Annotated in this window: 16 protein-coding genes; 10 read left to right on the forward strand and 6 right to left on the reverse strand. The window is 34.9% G+C overall.

Annotated features, from left to right (window positions below; genetic code table 11):
- Positions 1–39: 39 nt before the first annotated feature.
- Complete coding sequence (locus ACZ5CF_RS03545; RefSeq protein ID WP_464580420.1) at positions 40–1,005, reverse strand: YheT family hydrolase; 966 nt, start codon at positions 1,003–1,005, stop codon at positions 40–42.
- A gap of 98 nt (positions 1,006–1,103) precedes the next feature.
- Here ACZ5CF_RS03545 and ACZ5CF_RS03550 point away from each other — a divergent pair, with 98 nt between their 5' ends.
- Positions 1,104–1,586 carry an acyl-CoA thioesterase gene (locus tag ACZ5CF_RS03550; protein ID WP_464580421.1) on the forward strand — a complete coding sequence of 161 codons (483 nt, stop codon included), beginning with the start codon at positions 1,104–1,106 and terminating at the stop codon, positions 1,584–1,586.
- 1 nt (position 1,587) lies between these two features.
- Here ACZ5CF_RS03550 and ACZ5CF_RS03555 read toward each other — a convergent pair whose 3' ends face one another.
- The 3 genes from ACZ5CF_RS03555 to ACZ5CF_RS03565 all read right to left on the reverse strand — a co-directional run bounded on the left by ACZ5CF_RS03555 (position 1,588) and on the right by ACZ5CF_RS03565 (position 3,670).
- Complete coding sequence (locus ACZ5CF_RS03555) at positions 1,588–2,466, reverse strand: DMT family transporter (RefSeq protein ID WP_464580423.1); 879 nt, start codon at positions 2,464–2,466, stop codon at positions 1,588–1,590.
- Positions 2,459–2,812: an arsenate reductase family protein gene (locus ACZ5CF_RS03560; RefSeq protein ID WP_464580424.1), complete on the reverse strand. Its 354-nt coding sequence runs from the start codon at positions 2,810–2,812 to the stop codon at positions 2,459–2,461. Before ACZ5CF_RS03560 ends, ACZ5CF_RS03555 begins: the two co-directional genes overlap by 8 nt.
- A 123-nt stretch (positions 2,813–2,935) precedes the next feature.
- Positions 2,936–3,670 (reverse strand): DUF3298 and DUF4163 domain-containing protein, encoded by a 735-nt coding sequence (locus tag ACZ5CF_RS03565; protein WP_464580426.1) that lies wholly within the window; start codon positions 3,668–3,670, stop codon positions 2,936–2,938.
- A gap of 107 nt (positions 3,671–3,777) precedes the next feature.
- Between ACZ5CF_RS03565 and ACZ5CF_RS03570 the strand changes: the two genes are divergently transcribed.
- Positions 3,778–4,917, forward strand: coding sequence for a cystathionine gamma-synthase (locus tag ACZ5CF_RS03570; RefSeq protein WP_464580827.1), 1,140 nt, complete (start codon positions 3,778–3,780; stop codon positions 4,915–4,917).
- Here the strand turns inward: ACZ5CF_RS03570 and ACZ5CF_RS03575 are convergent.
- Positions 4,914–5,681 (reverse strand): THC0290_0291 family protein, encoded by a 768-nt coding sequence (locus ACZ5CF_RS03575; protein WP_464580427.1) that lies wholly within the window; start codon positions 5,679–5,681, stop codon positions 4,914–4,916. The two genes, ACZ5CF_RS03570 and ACZ5CF_RS03575, sit on opposite strands and share 4 nt — an antisense overlap.
- A 160-nt stretch (positions 5,682–5,841) precedes the next feature.
- On the opposite strand from ACZ5CF_RS03575, the gene gdhA reads away from it, so the two are divergent.
- The 7 genes from gdhA (at position 5,842) to ACZ5CF_RS03610 (ending at position 16,168) form a co-directional block, all read left to right on the forward strand.
- A complete protein-coding gene (gdhA, locus tag ACZ5CF_RS03580; protein ID WP_464580428.1) occupies positions 5,842–7,185 on the forward strand; it encodes an NADP-specific glutamate dehydrogenase in 1,344 nt (447 codons plus the stop codon).
- An 82-nt stretch (positions 7,186–7,267) separates the two neighbouring features.
- On the forward strand, positions 7,268–7,990 hold the full coding sequence (gene recO, locus ACZ5CF_RS03585) for a DNA repair protein RecO (protein WP_464580429.1): 723 nt from the start codon (positions 7,268–7,270) through the stop codon (positions 7,988–7,990).
- A complete protein-coding gene (locus ACZ5CF_RS03590) occupies positions 7,990–10,392 on the forward strand; it encodes a TonB-dependent receptor plug domain-containing protein (protein ID WP_464580431.1) in 2,403 nt (800 codons plus the stop codon). Before recO ends, ACZ5CF_RS03590 begins: the two co-directional genes overlap by 1 nt.
- Before the next feature lie 98 nt (positions 10,393–10,490).
- The gene (locus tag ACZ5CF_RS03595; protein WP_464580432.1) at positions 10,491–11,453 is read left to right on the forward strand and encodes a DUF4382 domain-containing protein; all 963 of its coding nucleotides are present in this window, start codon (positions 10,491–10,493) and stop codon (positions 11,451–11,453) included.
- Positions 11,454–11,606: 153 nt separating this feature from the next.
- On the forward strand, positions 11,607–15,005 hold the full coding sequence (ileS, locus tag ACZ5CF_RS03600; RefSeq protein ID WP_464580433.1) for an isoleucine--tRNA ligase: 3,399 nt from the start codon (positions 11,607–11,609) through the stop codon (positions 15,003–15,005).
- A gap of 4 nt (positions 15,006–15,009) precedes the next feature.
- Positions 15,010–15,393, forward strand: a complete 384-nt coding sequence (locus ACZ5CF_RS03605; protein ID WP_464580435.1) for a TraR/DksA family transcriptional regulator — start codon at positions 15,010–15,012, stop codon at positions 15,391–15,393.
- A gap of 142 nt (positions 15,394–15,535) precedes the next feature.
- Positions 15,536–16,168 (forward strand): lipoprotein signal peptidase, encoded by a 633-nt coding sequence (locus ACZ5CF_RS03610; RefSeq protein ID WP_464580437.1) that lies wholly within the window; start codon positions 15,536–15,538, stop codon positions 16,166–16,168.
- Here ACZ5CF_RS03610 and ACZ5CF_RS03615 read toward each other — a convergent pair.
- Positions 16,153–16,722: a 5-formyltetrahydrofolate cyclo-ligase gene (locus ACZ5CF_RS03615; protein WP_464580439.1), complete on the reverse strand. Its 570-nt coding sequence runs from the start codon at positions 16,720–16,722 to the stop codon at positions 16,153–16,155. The genes ACZ5CF_RS03610 and ACZ5CF_RS03615 overlap by 16 nt on opposite strands.
- A gap of 307 nt (positions 16,723–17,029) precedes the next feature.
- Here ACZ5CF_RS03615 and uvrC point away from each other — a divergent pair, with 307 nt between their 5' ends.
- Entirely contained in the window at positions 17,030–18,817 is a 1,788-nt protein-coding gene (uvrC, locus tag ACZ5CF_RS03620) for an excinuclease ABC subunit UvrC (protein WP_464580441.1), read from the forward strand.
- The last annotated feature ends 15 nt before the right edge of the window (positions 18,818–18,832 follow it).

The raw sequence follows: 18,832 nt of genomic DNA on the forward strand, positions 1-18,832 counted from the left end.
TAATGTACAGTTAAATATACTAAAACTGTACATACAAAGCTATTGTGCGTAGGTATTAATAAACTGTAAAGCTCTTTTTTCGTTGTAATATATGTTTTTAGTGTCGTAAAAGCCAACGTGCCCACCATGCTTAGGCATTTCTAAAAAGAGGTGTTGGTTTTTTTGTGCTTGCTTTATTGGATAACAGCTAGGCGCTAAAAAAGAGTCGTTTTGGGCATTAAGCACTAAGGTTGGTATGGTAATAGTGTCTAAAAAACGTAGAGCGCTACAAGAATAATAATAGTCTAAAGCATCTTTAAAACCATGTGCCGGAGCAGTATAAACATCGTCAAAATCTTTTAACGTTTTTATATTTTTTATTTGTTGCATGCTCGCACAATCATTAAACAATTCGTGTTTTTGCTTTAGTTTATTTACCAGGTGATATTTAAAGTTTTTACTGTAAATAAAATTTTTAGGCTCATGCAAAGCCAACATAGCGTCGTATAAATTACACGGTACAGAAACAGCTACGGCAGCTTTAAGCTCTCGAGCTAACATTTTGTTCTCGCCCAGGTATTTTAAAATAACATTTCCGCCAAGGCTAAAACCTTTTAAAAATACAGCACTGTATTTATTTTTGTTAATAATAAAATCTATAACCTCTTGTAAATCTTGTGTTTCTCCGGAATGGTAAGATCTGTAATGAATATTAGGTTCTCCACTGCATCCTCTAAAGTTAACACAGGCAACATCAAAACCATTTTCAGAAAAATATTTAGCAACTCCTAACATGTAGGGACGTTGAGCATTGCCCTCCAGGCCATGAAGCACAATTATTACTTTGTTGGTTTTAACCGAAGTGAAACTCCAATCTACATCAATAAAATCGCCGTCATTTAACCACAAGCGTTCTCGTTGTTGTTTAACATTATTAACTTTTCTAACTAAAGCAGCATACAAAGTTGAAACATGTCCGTTTTTGAAAACTCGAGGCGGATTGTAATTAGAATCTATTAGGGGCATAACCAATTTGTAGAATAATCGAGCCAAATGTAAATAAAATTTAGCAAGTGTTATGCATGCATAACAAATCTTTTTATTTTTACTAAAAAAATTAGAATATGTACAAAAAAGAGTTCGAGATACGGTGGAATGATTTAGATGCTAATGGGCACTTAGCAAATGTGTCGTATGTTAGTTATGCAGCCCATACGCGTATGTCTTTTTTAATTGATTGTGGTTTTAGCATGCAATTATTAAAGAAGTATCATATTGGGCCGGTAGTTTTTCATGAGCATATGTACTATTTTAAAGAGGCTTTTATTGGTAAGCCTGTAACGGTTTCTTTAGAGTTAACCGGGTTAAGTAAAGATGGTATGTTTTTCTCTTTCTCACATAATTTTTATGATAGTAAAGGAAAAAACTTTGCCAGAAGCGAGATGATTGGAGGCTGGATTGATCTTACTACTAGAAAGTTAACCGGATTACCATCAGAGATATTACAGTTTTTTGATAAAGTTCCGAAAGCAAATAACTTTAAAGAACTTACGAAAGAAGACACCAGAAACCAATCTGTTAAGCCAGCCGATTTAAATATGGTGTAGTTTATTTTTTACTCACCAAATACACTCCTAAAAACACTAATCCGGCAGCAACAACTTTAACCAAATTTAAGGCATCTGCTCCAACAATTACAGCATAAACAATACCTATAAGTGGTTGTAAGTACATAAACACCCCAATGGTAGATGCCTTAAGCTCTTTTAAAGCAAACATATTTAACAGATAGGTAAAAAAGGTTGTTCCTACAACAACAAAAGTCATTTTCCAGATTGCTTCAAAAGGGAGGGAAGCCCATTTTACGGCTGCAAATTCACTTATTGTAATCGGGAAGTTAACAATTACGGCTATTAAAAAAAGCCATTTCATTAAAGTAAAAGGATGGTATTTTGCTGTTAAGGGTTTTACTAAAACTAAATAGGTAGCGTAAGAAGCTGCATTAATTATAAAAAACAAATTACCTAACGTTATGTTAGGAGCATCTTGCCTAATTTCTTTACCAAAAATTACTAAACCTAAAGCTCCTGAAAAACCTAATAAAATACCCAAAGTTCTGAGCCAAGTTACTTTTTCACCAATCAAAATAGCCGACAAAATAAAAACTATAATAGGTGATATTGTTATTATAACAGAACTGTTTATTGGAGTAGATAAATGCAGTCCTTTAAAAAACATAAGCATATTTATTACCATACCTAAAACTGCACAGACTGCTATTCTAGGCCAATCAGACGTACTGATTTTCTCTTTCGGACCCCAAAAACTAATGAGCCAAAACAAAATAGCAGCACCAATAACTCTAAGTAAAATAAAACCAAAAGGCTGTATATAAGTAGGCATTACCCCTTTGGCTATAGTATGGTTTACACCGTAAATTACTGCTGCAGCAAAAGCAGCTAACAATGCCAAGGTTCTCTTATTCATGTAAAGCTTTTAAAGCAGCATCTACAGTTTTGCTACTGTTACCAATAAAAATTTGATTGTTAATTACAATTACAGGTCTTTTTAAGAAAGTATAATGTTCTAAAATAAACGATTTATAATCTTCTTCTGTTAAGTTTTCGTTTTTTAAATCTCGCTCCTTGTACAATTTTGCACGTTTACTAAAAAGAGCTTCGTAACTGCCTGCTAGTGCTTTAAGCTCCTCTAGCTGTTTCACCGTTATTTCGTTTTCTTTAATGTCTTGCATTTTAAACGAACTATCGGGTTGTAGTTTATCTAAAATTCTTTTACAAGTATTGCACGTTTTTAAGTAGTAGATTTTTTTCATAACCCAAATTGTAAAAGCGTTTAGCCACTGCAAAGTAAATGTATTTGTGGCTAAAAAAGTATGTGTAATGGTAAAATAACAAATTGATTAAGTTGCATTAAGATTATAACAAGTTGTCTATGTTTATTTATGCTTCAAATAAGATGCTACAGTGTTGTAGGGCAGTAAAAGAGAAATTTGCCCATCGGCATACGATGCTATTTCATACTGGTTGTAAACAAGCGCTAAGCCTCTTTCTGTAAAACCAACAGCTTCGGGTAACACAAAGGCATCGTCAGGGAACATAAAGCCTGTAGCATTAATACTACCATCAAGAGGTATTTGTTCCTGCTTTCTAAATTGTTTTTCAGCAAAAGCAGTAAACGCATCAAGGTTGTTTATTAAATTGTCTGTACTTAGCAGCGCTCCACTTTTAGCATCAAAATTTAAAAAAGTAGTGAAACTATTACCATGTGCTCCACCGGTAAAGATGTACGAATTAATTTTTATAGAGATAACGTTATCAGACTTATAACTGATTTCGCCATCTATAGTAGCTTCCCACGCAATAGTATCGTCTGGAAACTCTTTTTTTAAATTGGCGTATTCTTTATTAAATTCTTTTATGGCTTTTTGGTAGCCAGATGCCAAATCTGTTGTGCCAAAGTTTATACGTTTTGCAACTTCACGCTCTACAGCAGTATTAATTTTGTTGGCAATTTTATTTTGGTCGATTGCTTTAGGAACAACAATTTCTACATTTGGACACGTATTACAATTGTTTTGATTTATTTGATGCGTAACAAATGTAAGCTCATGGTCTTTTTTACAACTTACAAGCAAAATAGCAAACAGTATAAAAGCAAAAACTCGTTTCATAAAAGCGCAATTTTTAATAGAGGTTAAAGGTAAAGGCTTCATTGCAATCTCCAAAAGTAAACGGTACATTTGTACCCTAAATATTGAAAATTATGAACAAAGAAAATATACAATTTAATACGAAAACCATACACGGAGGACAAGAACATGACAAGGCATATGGTGCTGTAATGCCTCCAATATATCAAACATCAACATACGCTCAAACCACTCCAGGCGGTCATAAAGGATACGAATACTCTAGAACACACAACCCTACCAGAAATGCACTAGAAAATGCATTGGCAAGTATAGAAGACGGAAAATTCGGGTTGGCGTTTTCAAGTGGCTTAGCAGCTATAGATGCTGTTTTAAAACTCTTAAATCCGGGAGACGAAGTTATATCTACAAACGATTTGTATGGAGGTTCATACCGATTGTTTACCCAAGTTTATGAGCGCTTTGGCATTAAATTTCATTTTACCGGAATGCAAGATCCAGCCAAAGTAGCTAGTTTGGTAAACAATAACACCAAACTAATTTGGGTAGAGACTCCTACTAACCCAATGTTAAATATTATAGATATTAAGGCGATGGCAGCAATTGCAAAAGCCAATAATATTTTATTGGGTGTAGACAACACCTTTGCAACACCCTATTTACAGCAACCTTTAAATTTAGGAGCAGACATTGTAATGCATTCTGCTACCAAATATTTAGGAGGGCATAGTGATGTAGTTATGGGAGCATTAGTTGTTAAAGACGAAACATTAGCTCAGAAACTTTATTTTATTCAAAATGCAAGTGGTGCTGTAAGTGGGCCAATGGATAGTTTTTTGGTGCTTAGAGGAATTAAAACGCTACACGTTAGAATGCAGCGCCATTGTGAAAATGGGAAAGCAGTAGCTGAGTTCTTAAAAAGTCATCCTAAAATAGAAAAAGTTTATTGGCCAGGGTTTGCAGATCATCCAAATCATGACGTGGCAAAACAGCAAATGAAAGATTATGGCGGGATGATATCTTTTGTAACAAAAGGAAACAATTTACAGGATGCCATTAAAATTGTAGAGCGATTAAAGATTTTTACCTTAGCTGAATCTTTAGGAGGAGTTGAGTCTTTAGCCGGTCACCCTGCAAGCATGACACATGCTTCTATACCAAAGCAAGAACGCGAAAAAAGCGGTGTTGTAGATTCGTTAATTAGGCTAAGTGTTGGTATTGAAGATGCTTCTGATTTAATAAATGATTTAGAACAAGCAATTGGTTAATCGTCTATATAATACACGTAACCAATAAGTATGTTCACTAACATATCGTTTTTAGTGTTTGGGAGCACAACACCTTCAATTTCATCAGAAAAAAAGTAATTAAATCTACCTTGTAACAATAAATCTTCTACAGCAGAAAGCTTTATGCGGGTTCCTACAGAACCCGTTAAGGCTGCTGTAATTCCGGCTCTGTTAGGGATGTTGTTAAAATATTCCGGAGGTAGCGCACTGGGGTCGTTTAAAAAGCCTAAAGTAGAATAGTTTTCGGGCTTGTAATGCACAAAAGCTGCTCCTAAACTTATTTCGGGAAGAAAAAGCTGGTAGCCACCTTCAAAATCTCTAATGCTAATTGGGTGATACACAATAGAGCTTCCTACTTTGTAAATTGTAGTTTGTCCTCGCATTGCTCTATATTGTTGTGCCTCTGTAGAGGTATTGTTTGGGTCTGTAATATTACCGTGATGTTTTAAATTAACTCGGGCATACGAGAAATCGTTACGTACTTTAAAGTGATTTCTAAAATAACTGCTAGAGCTGGTAGCCGAACAGCTTATGGCACATAAAAAATTCATGTAATGCACCACACCTACGCTATAGCCAATGTTTCCGGAAAGTAACGAACTGTAATCTGCATAATCAGAACTAATAAAAGCGCCACCGGCAACAATTCCAATTTCATTAGTAAATAATTTGCGCTGTGCGCTGATGTTGGTTAAAATTCCAAAAAACACTACAAAACATAGTAACGTTTGTATTTTTTTCATGGTAAAAGGGGCGTATTAAACTATTGTTTTCAAATAGTTGGTTCTTATTATTTTAAAACTTTACGATATTAAAAAAATTACGTGTTGGTTTTTGCATAAAACGTATATTTGTGCCATTATATTATCGAGTCATTAAAACGATCATTTTTAATATGTTTCTATGGAACAAAAAATAAACGAGTTTCTAGACCTTGTAAAGCAACGCAATGGTCATGAACCAGAGTTTTTACAGGCTGTGAAGGAAGTAGCAGAAACCGTAATACCTTACATTGAAGAAAACGATGTTTACAAAGGAAAAAACATTCTGCTTAGAATGGTAGAGCCTGAGCGAGTAATTATGTTCAGAGTGCCTTGGGTTGATGATAATGGGGAAATTCAGGTAAACAGAGGTTACCGAATTGAGATGAACTCGGCTATTGGCCCTTACAAAGGAGGGTTACGCTTTCACCCATCTGTAAACCTTAGTATTTTAAAATTCTTGGCTTTTGAGCAAGTATTCAAAAACAGCTTAACTACGCTACCAATGGGTGGAGGTAAAGGAGGATCTGATTTTGACCCTAAGGGGAAATCAGATAACGAAGTAATGCGTTTTTGCCAAAGCTTTATGACAGAGCTTTACAGACATATTGGTCCGAATACCGATGTTCCTGCCGGAGACATAGGAGTTGGAGCTCGTGAAATAGGGTATATGTTTGGAATGTACAAAAAGCTTAAAAACGAGTTTACCGGAGTTTTAACAGGAAAGGGTCTTTCTTGGGGAGGATCGTTAATCAGACCTGAAGCTACAGGATATGGTAACGTTTACTTTGCAGAAAATATGCTGCAAACTCGTGGTGAAAGTGTAAAAGGTAAAAATGTTGTTATTTCCGGTTCTGGTAACGTAGCACAATATGCTGCAGAAAAAGTACTTCACATGGGAGGTAAAGTACTAACCATGTCTGATTCTTCAGGGTATGTTTATGATAAAGACGGAATTAACGAAGAGAAGCTTGCATTTATAATGGAGCTTAAAAATGTTAAGCGAGGCAGAATAAGCGAGTATGTAGAAAAGTACCCTTCTGCAGAGTTTTTTGCCGGACAAAAACCATGGGGTGTACCATGTGATATAGCGTTACCATGTGCTACCCAAAATGAGTTAGACGGTAAAGATGCTAAGCAACTTGTAAGCAATGGTTGTATATGTGTAAGCGAAGGAGCAAATATGCCTTCTACACCAGAAGCCATAGAAGTTTTCCAAGAAGCAAAAATTTTATTTGCGCCCGGTAAAGCATCAAACGCCGGAGGTGTTGCTACATCCGGTTTAGAAATGACACAAAATGCATTACGTTATAACTGGACTCGTGAGGAAGTAGACGCTAAATTGGGTCAGATTATGAAAGATATTCATGAGTCTGCAGTTAAATACGGAAAAGAAAAAGACGGATATATTAACTACGTTAAAGGAGCTAACATTGCAGGGTTTGTAAAAGTAGCCGATGCTATGATAGCACAAGGGGTAGTTTAATACATCTACTTTATATAAAAAACAAAAAGCACTGCTCGTATGGCGGTGCTTTTTTATTTTAGCAAACATAAAAAAGTAATTGGTGCAACTTACCACAAAAGCCATAGTATTAACAACTATTAAGTATAGCGATACCAGCTTAATTGTAAAATGTTTTACAGAAAAAGCTGGTATTAAAACCTATTTGCTTAAAGGTGTTTTAAAAAGTAAAAAAGGAGCGGTTAAAGCAGGTTATTTTCAGGCGTTAACCCAATTAGAGCTAGTTGCTATTCATAAAAACAAAGGAACTTTAGAACGTATAAAAGAAGTTAAAGCAGCATACCAATACACTAGTATTCCGTTTAGCATGCCTAAAAATGCTATAGCAATGTTTTTAGCAGAGGTTTTAAGTTTATGTTTGCAAGAAGAAGAGCAAAATGAGGCATTATTTACTTATGTAGAAACCGCTTTGCAGTGGTTAGATACCCATTCTGAAATAGCTAATTTTCATTTACTTTTTTTGCTTAATCTATCAAAATATTTAGGCTTTTATCCGGAAACTTCAGAAATAGAAAACACCCTCTATTTTGATTTAGCAGAGGGGAGTTTTACTAACACTCTTTCGGGAAACCCTGTCATAGAAGGAGAAAATTTACAGCATTTTAAAAGCCTGTTAGGCATAAATTTTGATGAGCTTACTAAGGTTAAATTATCACAAAAAACAAGGCAGTCTTTGCTTGATAGCTTCATTTTCTATTTTGAGCTACATTTGCAAGGATTTAAAAAGCCAAAATCTATTGCAGTACTAAATTCTGTATTTAGTTAATGATGAGGATATTTTTTTGCATACTACTTATGCTTTCAGGAGCTGTTGTAACAGCTCAAAACATAAAAATTTTAGATGTAGATTCTGGAGAGCCCATAGAAAATGCCTTTGTGTATAATAAAGACACCACAAAAACTGCGCTTACTAATAATGACGGATTTGTAAACGTATTAGACTTTGGGCCGAATGAGCGAATTTACATTTCGCATGTTTCCTATACCGTTAAAAGTATCATCAAAAGAAAAATAAAAAACAAACGTGTATACCTATACCCTAACACACAACAGTTAGATGAGATAGTCCTTTCTGTATCTAAATGGCAGCAACAAAAAAGGCATGTGCCTCAAAAAATAGCGAGTCTATCAGCTAATACAGTTTTGTTTACTACACCACAAACTTCGGCAGATTTATTACAGCAAAGCGGACAAGTTTTTGTTCAAAAAAGTCAGTTAGGAGGAGGAAGTCCCATGATTAGAGGTTTTGCAACCAACAGGTTACTACTTTCTGTTGATGGGGTTAGAATGAACAATGCCATTTTTAGAGGCGGAAACATACAGAATGTTATCTCTGTAGACCCTTTCAGTATAAAAAAAACCGAAGTAATTTTTGGTCCGGGGTCTGTAATTTATGGAAGCGATGCCATTGGTGGGGTATTAAATTTTTATACACAATCTCCAACTCTCAGTAATACAGACTCTCTTGATGTTTCAGGTAAAAGTGTGGTAAGATATGCTTCTGCAAATTCAGAAAAAACAGGACACGCAACAATAGCTGTAGGAAGTAAAAAATGGGGATCTTTAACAAGTATTAGTTATTCTGATTTTGGTAATTTAACCATGGGGAAAAATGGCCCAGATGATTATTTAAGACCGTTTTATGTAACTACAACCAACAATCAAGATAATGTTGTAACAAACACAAACCCAAGAGAACAAGCTCCAACAGGGTTTAATCAGGTTGGAGTGCTTCAAAAAATTAAGTATGTACCTAACAGCAGATGGGATTTTCAATTAGGATTACATTATAACAGTACATCTAATTATGCAAGGTATGATAGGTTGATAAGAACCAGAAACGGAGAACCGCGTTCTGCAGAGTGGTATTATGGGCCACAACGTTGGTTTATGGCTAACTTACAAACAGAACATAATAATAACGCGACCATTTACGATGCTGTAAAGCTTACAACAGCATACCAATATTTTAGAGAAAGTAGGCATAACAGAGATTTTCAAGACAGTATAAAATACCATAACATAGAACGAGTTAATGCATATTCTTTTAATGCAGATTTTGAAAAAGCATTCTCTACTAAAACCAAAGTTTTTTATGGGGTAGAGTATGTACTTAATAAAGTACAATCTAACGGAAAACAAGAAAATATATCAACTAACCAAAAAGAAAAAACAGCTTCAAGATATCCTGATGATGCTTCTTGGCAAACGGTTGCAGGCTACGCTAATGTAGAACATAAAGCCGGTAGTAAAGTAACATTACTTACCGGATTACGCTATAGTCATGCTTTTATAAATGCTATTTTTGATAACACCTATTACAATTTGCCTTTTACAAACACAAAAGTAGATAACGGTGCTTTAACCGGAAGTTTTGGGTTAAGCTGGTTTCCGGGAAACCAATGGCAAATAACAATTAATGGTGCTACCGGATTTAGAGCTCCTAATATAGATGATATCGGTAAGGTTTTTGACTCTGAGCCCGGGGCTGTTGTTGTTCCAAACCCTGATTTAGAAGCCGAGTATGCATACAACACTGAAATTGGAATAAGAAAAAATTTTAATGATAAATTAATTATTAGTATCGCTGCTTTTTATACCTATTTAAAAGACGCTTTAGTTAGAAGAGATTTTACACTTAATGGGCAAGATGTAATAAATTATCAAGGAGAGCCAAGCCAAGTGCAAGCCATACAGAATGCAGCAAAAGCTACTGTTTATGGGCTTGAATTAGCCTTGCAAGCCTATTTTACCGAGCAGCTATCTATAACCTCTAATCTTACTATTACAGAAGGAGAAGAAGAACTGGATAATGGTGAAACAGCTTCTTTACGCCATGCGGCACCATTATTTGGCGATGTTCATATGCTATTTAAAAGTGATAGGTTAAAAATAGATGCATCGGTATTGTTTAATGGTAGTATTAAGTATACTGATTTAGCACCATCAGAACAGCGTAAAGCATATTTGTACGCATTAGATAGTAACGGAAATCCGTACTCGCCTTCATGGTACACTTTTAATATAAGAACGCAGTATAAACTGTCAGAAAGCCTAAATGCAACTGCTGCAGTAGAAAATATTACTGATCAAAGGTATAGACCGTATTCATCGGGGATAGCAGGTCCCGGAAGAAACTTGATTTTGAGTCTTTCTTACAGATTTTAAAATAGTATTAACATCTTTTTTCAAAATTTTAACGTAAAAAATAGTAGGGTTTTTTAGTTTATAATTGTTTAAATGTTGAACTCAAAAACTTAAATACTATGAAACGTTACAGTAAATTATTATTAGGTTTAATTTTTTCAACTTCGTTGATGTTTATGTCTTGTTCAGATAGTAGCGACGAGACAGATAATGTAACATCATCTAAAGAAAGAGCAAATGTGTATGTTACAGATGCTCCAATTGACAATGCAAATGTTAAAGCGGCTTATGTTACCATAACCGATGTTAAAATAGACGGTAAATCGTTAAAAGCAGATGGTAATTTTACTGCTAAAACAGTAAACTTGTTAAATTACCAGAACGGTGATAAAGCTTTATTGGGAGATTTAGAGCTTGATAGCAAAAATTACTCTAGCTTAACATTAGTGCTTGATTATGAAATGGATGCTAACGGTAATACTCCCGGAAGCTACGTAGAAACTGTAGATGGTACTAAGCATAAGTTAGAAGCTGCTGCTAATGAAATTAAAATTAGCGAAAACTTTGAGGTTATTGCGAATGCTACTAATAACATTGTAGTAGATTTTGACCTTAGAAAAACTATTAAAGAAGAAACCGGTGGTTCTAGCAGCTTTAACTTTGTAACCATGAACGAGCTAAAGTCTGGAATTCGTGTGGTAAACGAAAAAACTACCGGAACCATAAAAGGTATGGCAACAGACGCATCTGGCGAATCTGATAAGGTAATTGTATATGCGTACAAAAAAGGTACATTTAATGCAGAAACAGAGACTAAAGGTCAAGGAGAAAGTAATATTACCTTTGCTAATGCTGTTGCAAGTGCCGTAGTACAATCTACAGGTTCTTACACACTAAGTTTCTTAAAAGAAGGAGATTACGAGTTGCATTTTGCTTCGTATAAAGATGAAGATAACGATGGTAAGTTAGAGCTTAATGCTATGTTAGATGTAGAATCTAACTCGAATATTGAGCTAGATAACATTACTGTTACATCAGAAAGCGAAATAAATATTAATGTAACCGTAACAGGAATTTTATAAGATTTCCATCCGTATAAACATCAAAAGTTAAGTAAATTTAAAAGCTCGCTGTATAGCGGGCTTTTTTATTGGCTTAAGCTAATTCAATTCCTTGAAATTTAGTAATTTCGCACACTTAAAATATAGTAACAGTTTATAATAGCACGAAAGTATATGAAGTTTGCCGAATACAAAACGTTAGAACTGCCTCAAATAGCCGAAGAGGTTCGTAAGTATTGGGAAGAGAATAACATTTTCGAGAAAAGTATTGAAACGCGAGAAGGAGCAACCCCTTTTGTTTTTTACGAAGGTCCGCCTTCTGCAAATGGATTGCCCGGAATACATCACGTAATGGCACGTGCTATTAAAGATATTTTTTGCAGATATAAAACACAAAAAGGATATCAGGTAAAACGAAAAGCAGGTTGGGATACTCACGGGTTACCCATAGAGCTTGGCGTTGAAAAAGAATTAGGTATTACCAAAGAAGATATTGGTAAAAAAATATCGGTAGAAGATTACAACAAAGCGTGTAAAAAAGCGGTAATGCGTTACACCGATGTGTGGAACGATCTTACCAAAAAAATGGGGTATTGGGTAGATACTAACAACCCTTACATAACTTATGAGCCTAAGTACATGGAAAGCGTATGGTGGCTTTTAAAACAAATTTACAGTAAAGGGTTATTGTACAAAGGCTATACCATTCAGCCCTACTCACCAAAAGCCGGAACGGGCTTAAGCTCTCATGAGCTAAATCAACCCGGAACATACCAAAATGTTACCGATACCACAGTAGTAGCACAATTTAAAGCTAAAACCGAAACGCTACCTGAGTTTTTAAAGCCTTATGGTGAAGTTCACTTTTTGGCCTGGACTACTACGCCTTGGACATTACCAAGTAACACAGCGCTTACCGTAGGGCCTAATATAGAGTACGTTTTAGTTAAAACCTATAACCAATACACACACCAACCAATAGCGGTTATATTGGCGAAAAACTTAGTAGGCAATCAATTTACCGGAAAATACACGGCTGCAGAGAATGAAAATCAGCTACAAGATTATGAATCCGGAGCCAAAAAAATACCGTACCTAATTGTAGAAACCTTTAAGGGAAAAGATTTAGTGGGTATTAAATACGAGCAACTATTGCCGTATGCTTTACCATACCAAAACCCTGAAAATGCATTCAGAGTAATTTCGGGAGATTTTGTTACTACAGAAGATGGTACAGGTATAGTACATACAGCGCCTACTTTTGGTGCAGATGATGCTAAAGTGGCTAAAGAAGCTACTCCAGAAGTACCACCTATGTTGGTATTAGACGAAAACAATAACCCTGTGCCATTGGTAGATTTACAAGGAAGATTTAGACCAGAAATGGGAGAACTTGCCGGCAAGTATGTTAAGAATGAATATTATGCAGAAGGAGAGGCTCCAGAAAAGTCTGTAGATGTAGAAATTGCCATAAAACTAAAAACAGAAAACAAAGCCTTTAAAGTAGAGAAATACGTTCATAGCTATCCGCATTGCTGGAGAACAGATAAACCGGTGTTGTATTATCCGTTAGACTCTTGGTTTATTAAAATAACAGAGGTAAAAGATACCATGTTTGCATTAAACCAAACTATAAACTGGAAACCTAAAGCCACCGGAGAAGGTAGGTTTGGCAACTGGTTGGCTAATGCAAATGATTGGAATCTGTCTCGTTCTCGTTTTTGGGGAATACCATTACCTATTTGGCGTACAGAAGACGGCAAAGAAGAGCTTTGTATAGGTTCTGTGCAAGATCTTAAAGCCGAAATGGCTAAAGCTGTTGAGGCCGGGGTTATGAGTAAAGATATATTTGAGGAGTTCGAGGTGGGCAATATGTCTGATGAGAACTACAACAAAATAGATCTTCATAAAAATATTGTAGACCAAATAGTATTGGTTTCACCATCAGGAAAACCAATGAAACGTGAAACCGATTTAATTGATGTTTGGTTTGATAGTGGTTCTATGCCGTATGCACAATGGCATTATCCTTTTGAGAATAAAGAAAAAATAGATAGCGGAGAGGCTTTCCCGGCCGATTATATTGCAGAAGGAGTAGATCAAACCAGAGGTTGGTTTTATACCTTACACGCCATTGCAACCATGGTGTTTAATTCTGTAGCTTACAAAAATGTAGTGTCTAATGGATTGGTGTTAGATAAAAACGGACAAAAAATGTCTAAGCGTTTAGGTAATGCCGTAGATCCGTTTACAATGCTTTCTACATATGGGCCGGATGCTACACGTTGGTATATGATTAGCAATGCAAACCCTTGGGATAATTTAAAGTTTGATGAGGAAGGTATTGCTGAGGTTCGCAGAAAGTTTTTTGGAACGCTCTACAATACATATTCGTTTTTTAGTTTGTATGCTAACATAGACAATTTTACATATAGCGAGCCAGATATTCCGCATCAAGAAAGGCCGGAGATAGACCGATGGATTCTTTCAGAATTACATTCTTTAATAAAAGAAGTAGATGCTTTTTACAATGATTATGAGCCTACAAAAGCAGCAAGAGCAATTGCTGATTTTGTGCAAGAACATTTAAGTAACTGGTATGTAAGATTAAGCAGAAGACGTTTCTGGAAAGGAGAATACGGTAAAGATAAACTCTCTGCTTACCAAACGCTTTACAGTTGTTTAATAAACGTGGCAAAGTTGGCAGCACCAATAGCGCCTTTTTATATGGATAGGCTTTACCAAGACCTAAATAAAACAACAAAAAAAGAAGCGTTTGAGAGTGTTCATACGGCATTTTTCCCTGAGGCAGTAGAAGCTTTCATAGATAAATCTTTAGAAAGTAAAATGGAGAAAGCACAAACCATATCTTCATTAGTGCTTTCACTCAGAAAAAAAGAAAAAATAAAAGTACGACAGCCTCTAAAACGTATTATGATTCCGGTGCTTAACAATGAGCAACGTAATGAAATTCTAGCCGTTGCAGATTTAATAAAATCTGAAGTAAATGTAAAAGAGATAGAGCTGTTAGATGATGCATCAGGGGTATTGGTTAAGCAAATAAAACCAAACTTTAAAGTATTAGGGCCTCGTTTTGGTAAAGAAATGAGGCTAATAACTAAGGCAATTAGTGAGTTTTCTCAGGATGACATCCAAAAAATTGAACAAAACAAAGAAATAACTATTGTAATTAACGAAAAAAATATTACTTTAGGTATTGATGAAGTTGAGATATCTTCTCAAGATATCGAAGGTTGGCTTGTAGCTAACTCAGGCCCTCTAACCGTGGCTTTAGACGTTACAATTACAGACGATTTGCGTAAAGAAGGTATTGCCAGAGAACTGGTAAACAGAATACAAAACCTACGTAAAGACTCTGGGTTTGAGGTAACCGATAAGATAGACGTTCTTATACAGAAAAACGGTCTAATTGAAGATGCGGTTGCCAGTAACATAGCCTATATTAAAGCAGAAACTCTCACAGCCAACCTGAATTTTGAGGAGCGTCTAGAAAAAGGCACAGATATTGCTTTTGATGATATAAATACAAAACTGTATATACAAAAACATTAAGATTATGGCAGATGAAGTTAAAACCAGATACTCAGACAAAGAACTCGAAGAGTTCAGAGTATTGATAGAACAAAAAATAGAAAAAGCTAAAAAAGATTTAGAGCTTCTAAGAAGCGCATATATGAACAATGGAAATAATGGCACAGACGATACTTCGCCTACATTTAAAGCGTTCGAAGAAGGTTCTGAAACTATGAGCAAAGAAGCTAATAGCCAATTAGCTATTAGACAAGAGAAGTTTATTAGAGACCTTAAAAATGCGTTGTTACGCATAGAAAACAAAACATATGGTATTTGCAGAGTTACTGGAAAATTAATAAGCAAAGAACGCTTAAAACTGGTACCTCACGCTACCTTAAGTATAGAAGCTAAAAACATGCAGAAATAATAGCCAATATAGGCTATGAAAGACGCTTTCTAATTTCAGAAAGCGTTTTTTATTGATATTAACTTAAGTAAAACAACAATTAATGTCGTTATTTGCAATAGTACAAATTTTGTAGAAATCGCAAATAATGCTGGCCAAACCTATGAGCAGTAAAAGAGCTATTGCCGTTATAATTTTGGTTTTATTTATAGACCAACTATCTAAAATTTACATTAAAACTAATTTTATACTTGGTGAAAGTGTAGATGTTTTTAGTTGGTTTAAAATTCACTTTATAGAAAACGAAGGAGCAGCCTGGGGTACCAAACTCAGTGATATTTTTCCTATTTCAGATAAAACAGGCAAGTTAATTTTAACATTATTCAGGCTAGCAGCTATTGTAGGTATCGGGTATTGGCTTTACGATGCTATAAAACGTAAAAGTGCCATGGTGCTTACATTAGCCATTTCGCTAATTTTTGCCGGAGCATTGGGTAATATTATAGATTCAGTTTTTTACGGAGTTATTTTTAATGACAGCTATGGGCAAGTGGCTACCGCATTTTCATCAGAGCCTTATGGGTCTTTGTTTTATGGTAAAGTAGTAGATATGCTTTATTTCCCTATAATAGATACAGTTTGGCCAGAATGGGTGCCTTTTGTTGGAGGGAAAGATTTTAGATTTTTTGAGCCCGTTTTTAATATTGCAGATTCGGCTATAAGTATAGGTGTTGCTTTGTTGTTGCTGTTTAATAAAAAAGCATTTCCTAAAAAGGAAACTCAAGAAAACGAATAAACCTTATTAGGTGTTATACAATAATTTAGTTTAACATCGTTAGCATTAGCATCTTCAATAACTTCTTTTTCGGGTTCAAAGAAAGACAGCCCTATTTTTATGGTATCGGGCTTACATTTAGCTAAAAACCTATCATAAAAACCTTTGCCATAACCAACTCTGTTACCAAACACATCAAAAGCAAGAAGCGGAATAAAAACAACTTCAATATTATCTTCTGTAACCTGTATTCCACTAACGGGTTCAGGAATACCGTACTTATTAACCTGCAAAGCTGTGTTATCTGTAAGTAAATAATGAGAAAGGGTGTTGGTAGTAAAATCAGATTTAGAAACTACAACTTCTTTGTCTTTACCTTGAAGAATGGTGAGCAAATAATGTGTGTCTACCTCTTTTTTTTCTGCAATACTTAAAAAAACATGGTAGTAAGAGTAGCTCCAAATATTAAGCTGCAATGCATTGTTAGCAATAGCTATACTGTACTGCTCAATTTTTTCGGGACTGAGTTGCTTACGAAGATGTTTGTATTTATCTCGAAGAGCTTTTTTGTTCATTCAATCAAAATACAAAATATGTATTTGCTTATTCTTTTATTTTTTTAGAAATAGCTTTAAAGGCTACAGATGCAACAATAAATAAAGCAAAATACACAACAAATGTTAGTAGGTACATATCCATTTTAAAGGACGTTTTTAGGGGTTAAACTTGCTATTAATCAATTCAGGACTCCTAATTTAGAATCTTTGGGGCTAAAACACCACAAAACGCACATTTTTTCGATGAAATGCACATTTATTTATAATTTTTATAACATAATTTCAAACCGTAACTTTGGATTTCTATAAAATTTAGAGCAACCTTATGGTAGCCCCATCATTACAACTTCAGCTTCAAACATTGCCCAATAGTCCGGGGGTATATCAATATTACGATAAAGATGGAAAATTATTGTATGTAGGGAAGGCAAAAAATCTAAAAAAAAGAGTTTCGTCGTATTTTACAAAACAGCACGATTCTGGTAAAACACGTGTTATGGTTAGCAAAATTGCTACCATAAAACACATTGTGGTGCCTACAGAAACAGATGCTTTGCTTCTTGAAAACAATCTTATAAAAAAACATCAGCCCAGGTATAATGTAATGTGGAAAGACGACAAGTCTTACCCATGGATTTGTATTAAAAAAGAGCGCTTTCCAAGAGTTTTTTCTACCAGGAATGTTGTTAAAGACGGTTCAGAATACTTTGGGCCGTATACCAGCATGAAAACCGTAAAAACGCTTCTGGATTTAATTAAAGGGCTTTATCCGTTACGGACCTGCAATTACGATTTGGCCGATCATAAAATCAAAGCTGGTAAGTATAAAGTTTGCTTAGAATACCATTTAAAAAATTGCAAAGGACCTTGTGAAGATTTGCAAAGCGAAGAAGAATATAACCAACAAATAGCTGCAATACGCGAAATAATTAAAGGTAATTTTAAAGAATCGCTCAATGCTTTTAAAGATCAAATGAAAGCGTATGCTGCTAATATGGAATTTGAGGAAGCTCAGCGAATTAAAGAAAAAATAGACGTTTTAGAAAACTATCAAGCAAAATCTACCATAGTAAACCCTAAAATTAGTAATGTAGATGTCTTTACTATAGTGTCTGATGCCAGTTATGGCTACGTTAACTTTTTGCAAGTTTCATATGGTTCTATTATTCGGTCGCACACTATCGAGCTAAAAAAACGTTTAGATGAATCAGATAAAGAGTTATTAGAATTGGCAATTATAGAGTTGCGAAACAGATTTCATTCGCAATCCAAAGAAATTTATGTTCCTTTTAATGTTCAGGTTGGTGAAAACATTAAAGTTACTGTGCCTAAATTAGGCGATAAGAAAAGACTAGTAGAGCTATCACTCAGAAACGCTAAATTTTACAGACAAGAGCGTTTTAAGCAAGTTAAAATTACAGATCCGGACAGGCATGTTAACCGAATAATGAAACAAATGCAAACCGATTTAAGATTGCCTAAAGAGCCCAGGCATATTGAGTGTTTTGATAATTCTAATATTCAAGGCACAAATCCGGTTGCTGCTTGCGTAGTTTTTAAAAATGGCAAGCCCAGCAAAAAAGAGTACAGGCATTACAATATAAAAACAGTAGAAGGTCCGGATGATTTTGCCTCAATGCAAGAAGTGGTTTACAGAAGATATAAAAGGCTTTTAGAAGAAAACAAACCATTACCACAGCTAATAGTTATAGATGGCGGTAAGGGGCAATTATCATCGGCATTAAAAAGCTTAGAAGCTCTTAACTTAAGAGGTAAGATTGCTATTATTGGTATAGCTAAACGCTTAGAAGAACTTTATTTTCCTGATGACCCTATTCCGCTTTATTTAGATAAAACATCAGAGACACTTAAAATCATACAACAGCTACGTAACGAGGCGCACAGGTTTGGAATTACATTTCACAGAAAAAAGCGAACCAATAATATGATTAAAACAGAGCTGGAAACTATAGATGGTATTGGCGAGAAAACAGCCCAACAATTATTAAAAACATTCAAATCGGTTAAAAGAATTAAAGAAGCTTCATTAGAAGATTTGATTGCAGTAGTAGGAGCATCAAAAGCTCAAAAAATTTACGATGCATTTCATTAAAAATAACTACTTTAA

This window comes from Lutaonella thermophila, assembly GCF_055387725.1.

Bases quoted from the DNA above. Each gene is read 5' to 3' on its own strand.
- ACZ5CF_RS03545 (WP_464580420.1), bottom strand. From the start codon at position 1,005: ATGCCCCTAATAGATTCTAATTACAATCCGCCTCGAGTTTTCAAAAAC.
- ACZ5CF_RS03550 (WP_464580421.1), top strand. From the start codon at position 1,104: ATGTACAAAAAAGAGTTCGAGATACGGTGGAATGATTTAGATGCTAAT.
- ACZ5CF_RS03555 (WP_464580423.1), bottom strand. From the start codon at position 2,466: ATGAATAAGAGAACCTTGGCATTGTTAGCTGCTTTTGCTGCAGCAGTA.
- ACZ5CF_RS03560 (WP_464580424.1), bottom strand. From the start codon at position 2,812: ATGAAAAAAATCTACTACTTAAAAACGTGCAATACTTGTAAAAGAATT.
- ACZ5CF_RS03565 (WP_464580426.1), bottom strand. From the start codon at position 3,670: ATGAAACGAGTTTTTGCTTTTATACTGTTTGCTATTTTGCTTGTAAGT.
- ACZ5CF_RS03575 (WP_464580427.1), bottom strand. From the start codon at position 5,681: ATGAAAAAAATACAAACGTTACTATGTTTTGTAGTGTTTTTTGGAATT.
- gdhA (WP_464580428.1), top strand. From the start codon at position 5,842: ATGGAACAAAAAATAAACGAGTTTCTAGACCTTGTAAAGCAACGCAAT.
- ACZ5CF_RS03590 (WP_464580431.1), top strand. From the start codon at position 7,990: ATGATGAGGATATTTTTTTGCATACTACTTATGCTTTCAGGAGCTGTT.
- ACZ5CF_RS03595 (WP_464580432.1), top strand. From the start codon at position 10,491: ATGAAACGTTACAGTAAATTATTATTAGGTTTAATTTTTTCAACTTCG.
- ileS (WP_464580433.1), top strand. From the start codon at position 11,607: ATGAAGTTTGCCGAATACAAAACGTTAGAACTGCCTCAAATAGCCGAA.
- ACZ5CF_RS03605 (WP_464580435.1), top strand. From the start codon at position 15,010: ATGGCAGATGAAGTTAAAACCAGATACTCAGACAAAGAACTCGAAGAG.
- ACZ5CF_RS03610 (WP_464580437.1), top strand. From the start codon at position 15,536: ATGAGCAGTAAAAGAGCTATTGCCGTTATAATTTTGGTTTTATTTATA.
- ACZ5CF_RS03615 (WP_464580439.1), bottom strand. From the start codon at position 16,722: ATGAACAAAAAAGCTCTTCGAGATAAATACAAACATCTTCGTAAGCAA.
- uvrC (WP_464580441.1), top strand. From the start codon at position 17,030: ATGGTAGCCCCATCATTACAACTTCAGCTTCAAACATTGCCCAATAGT.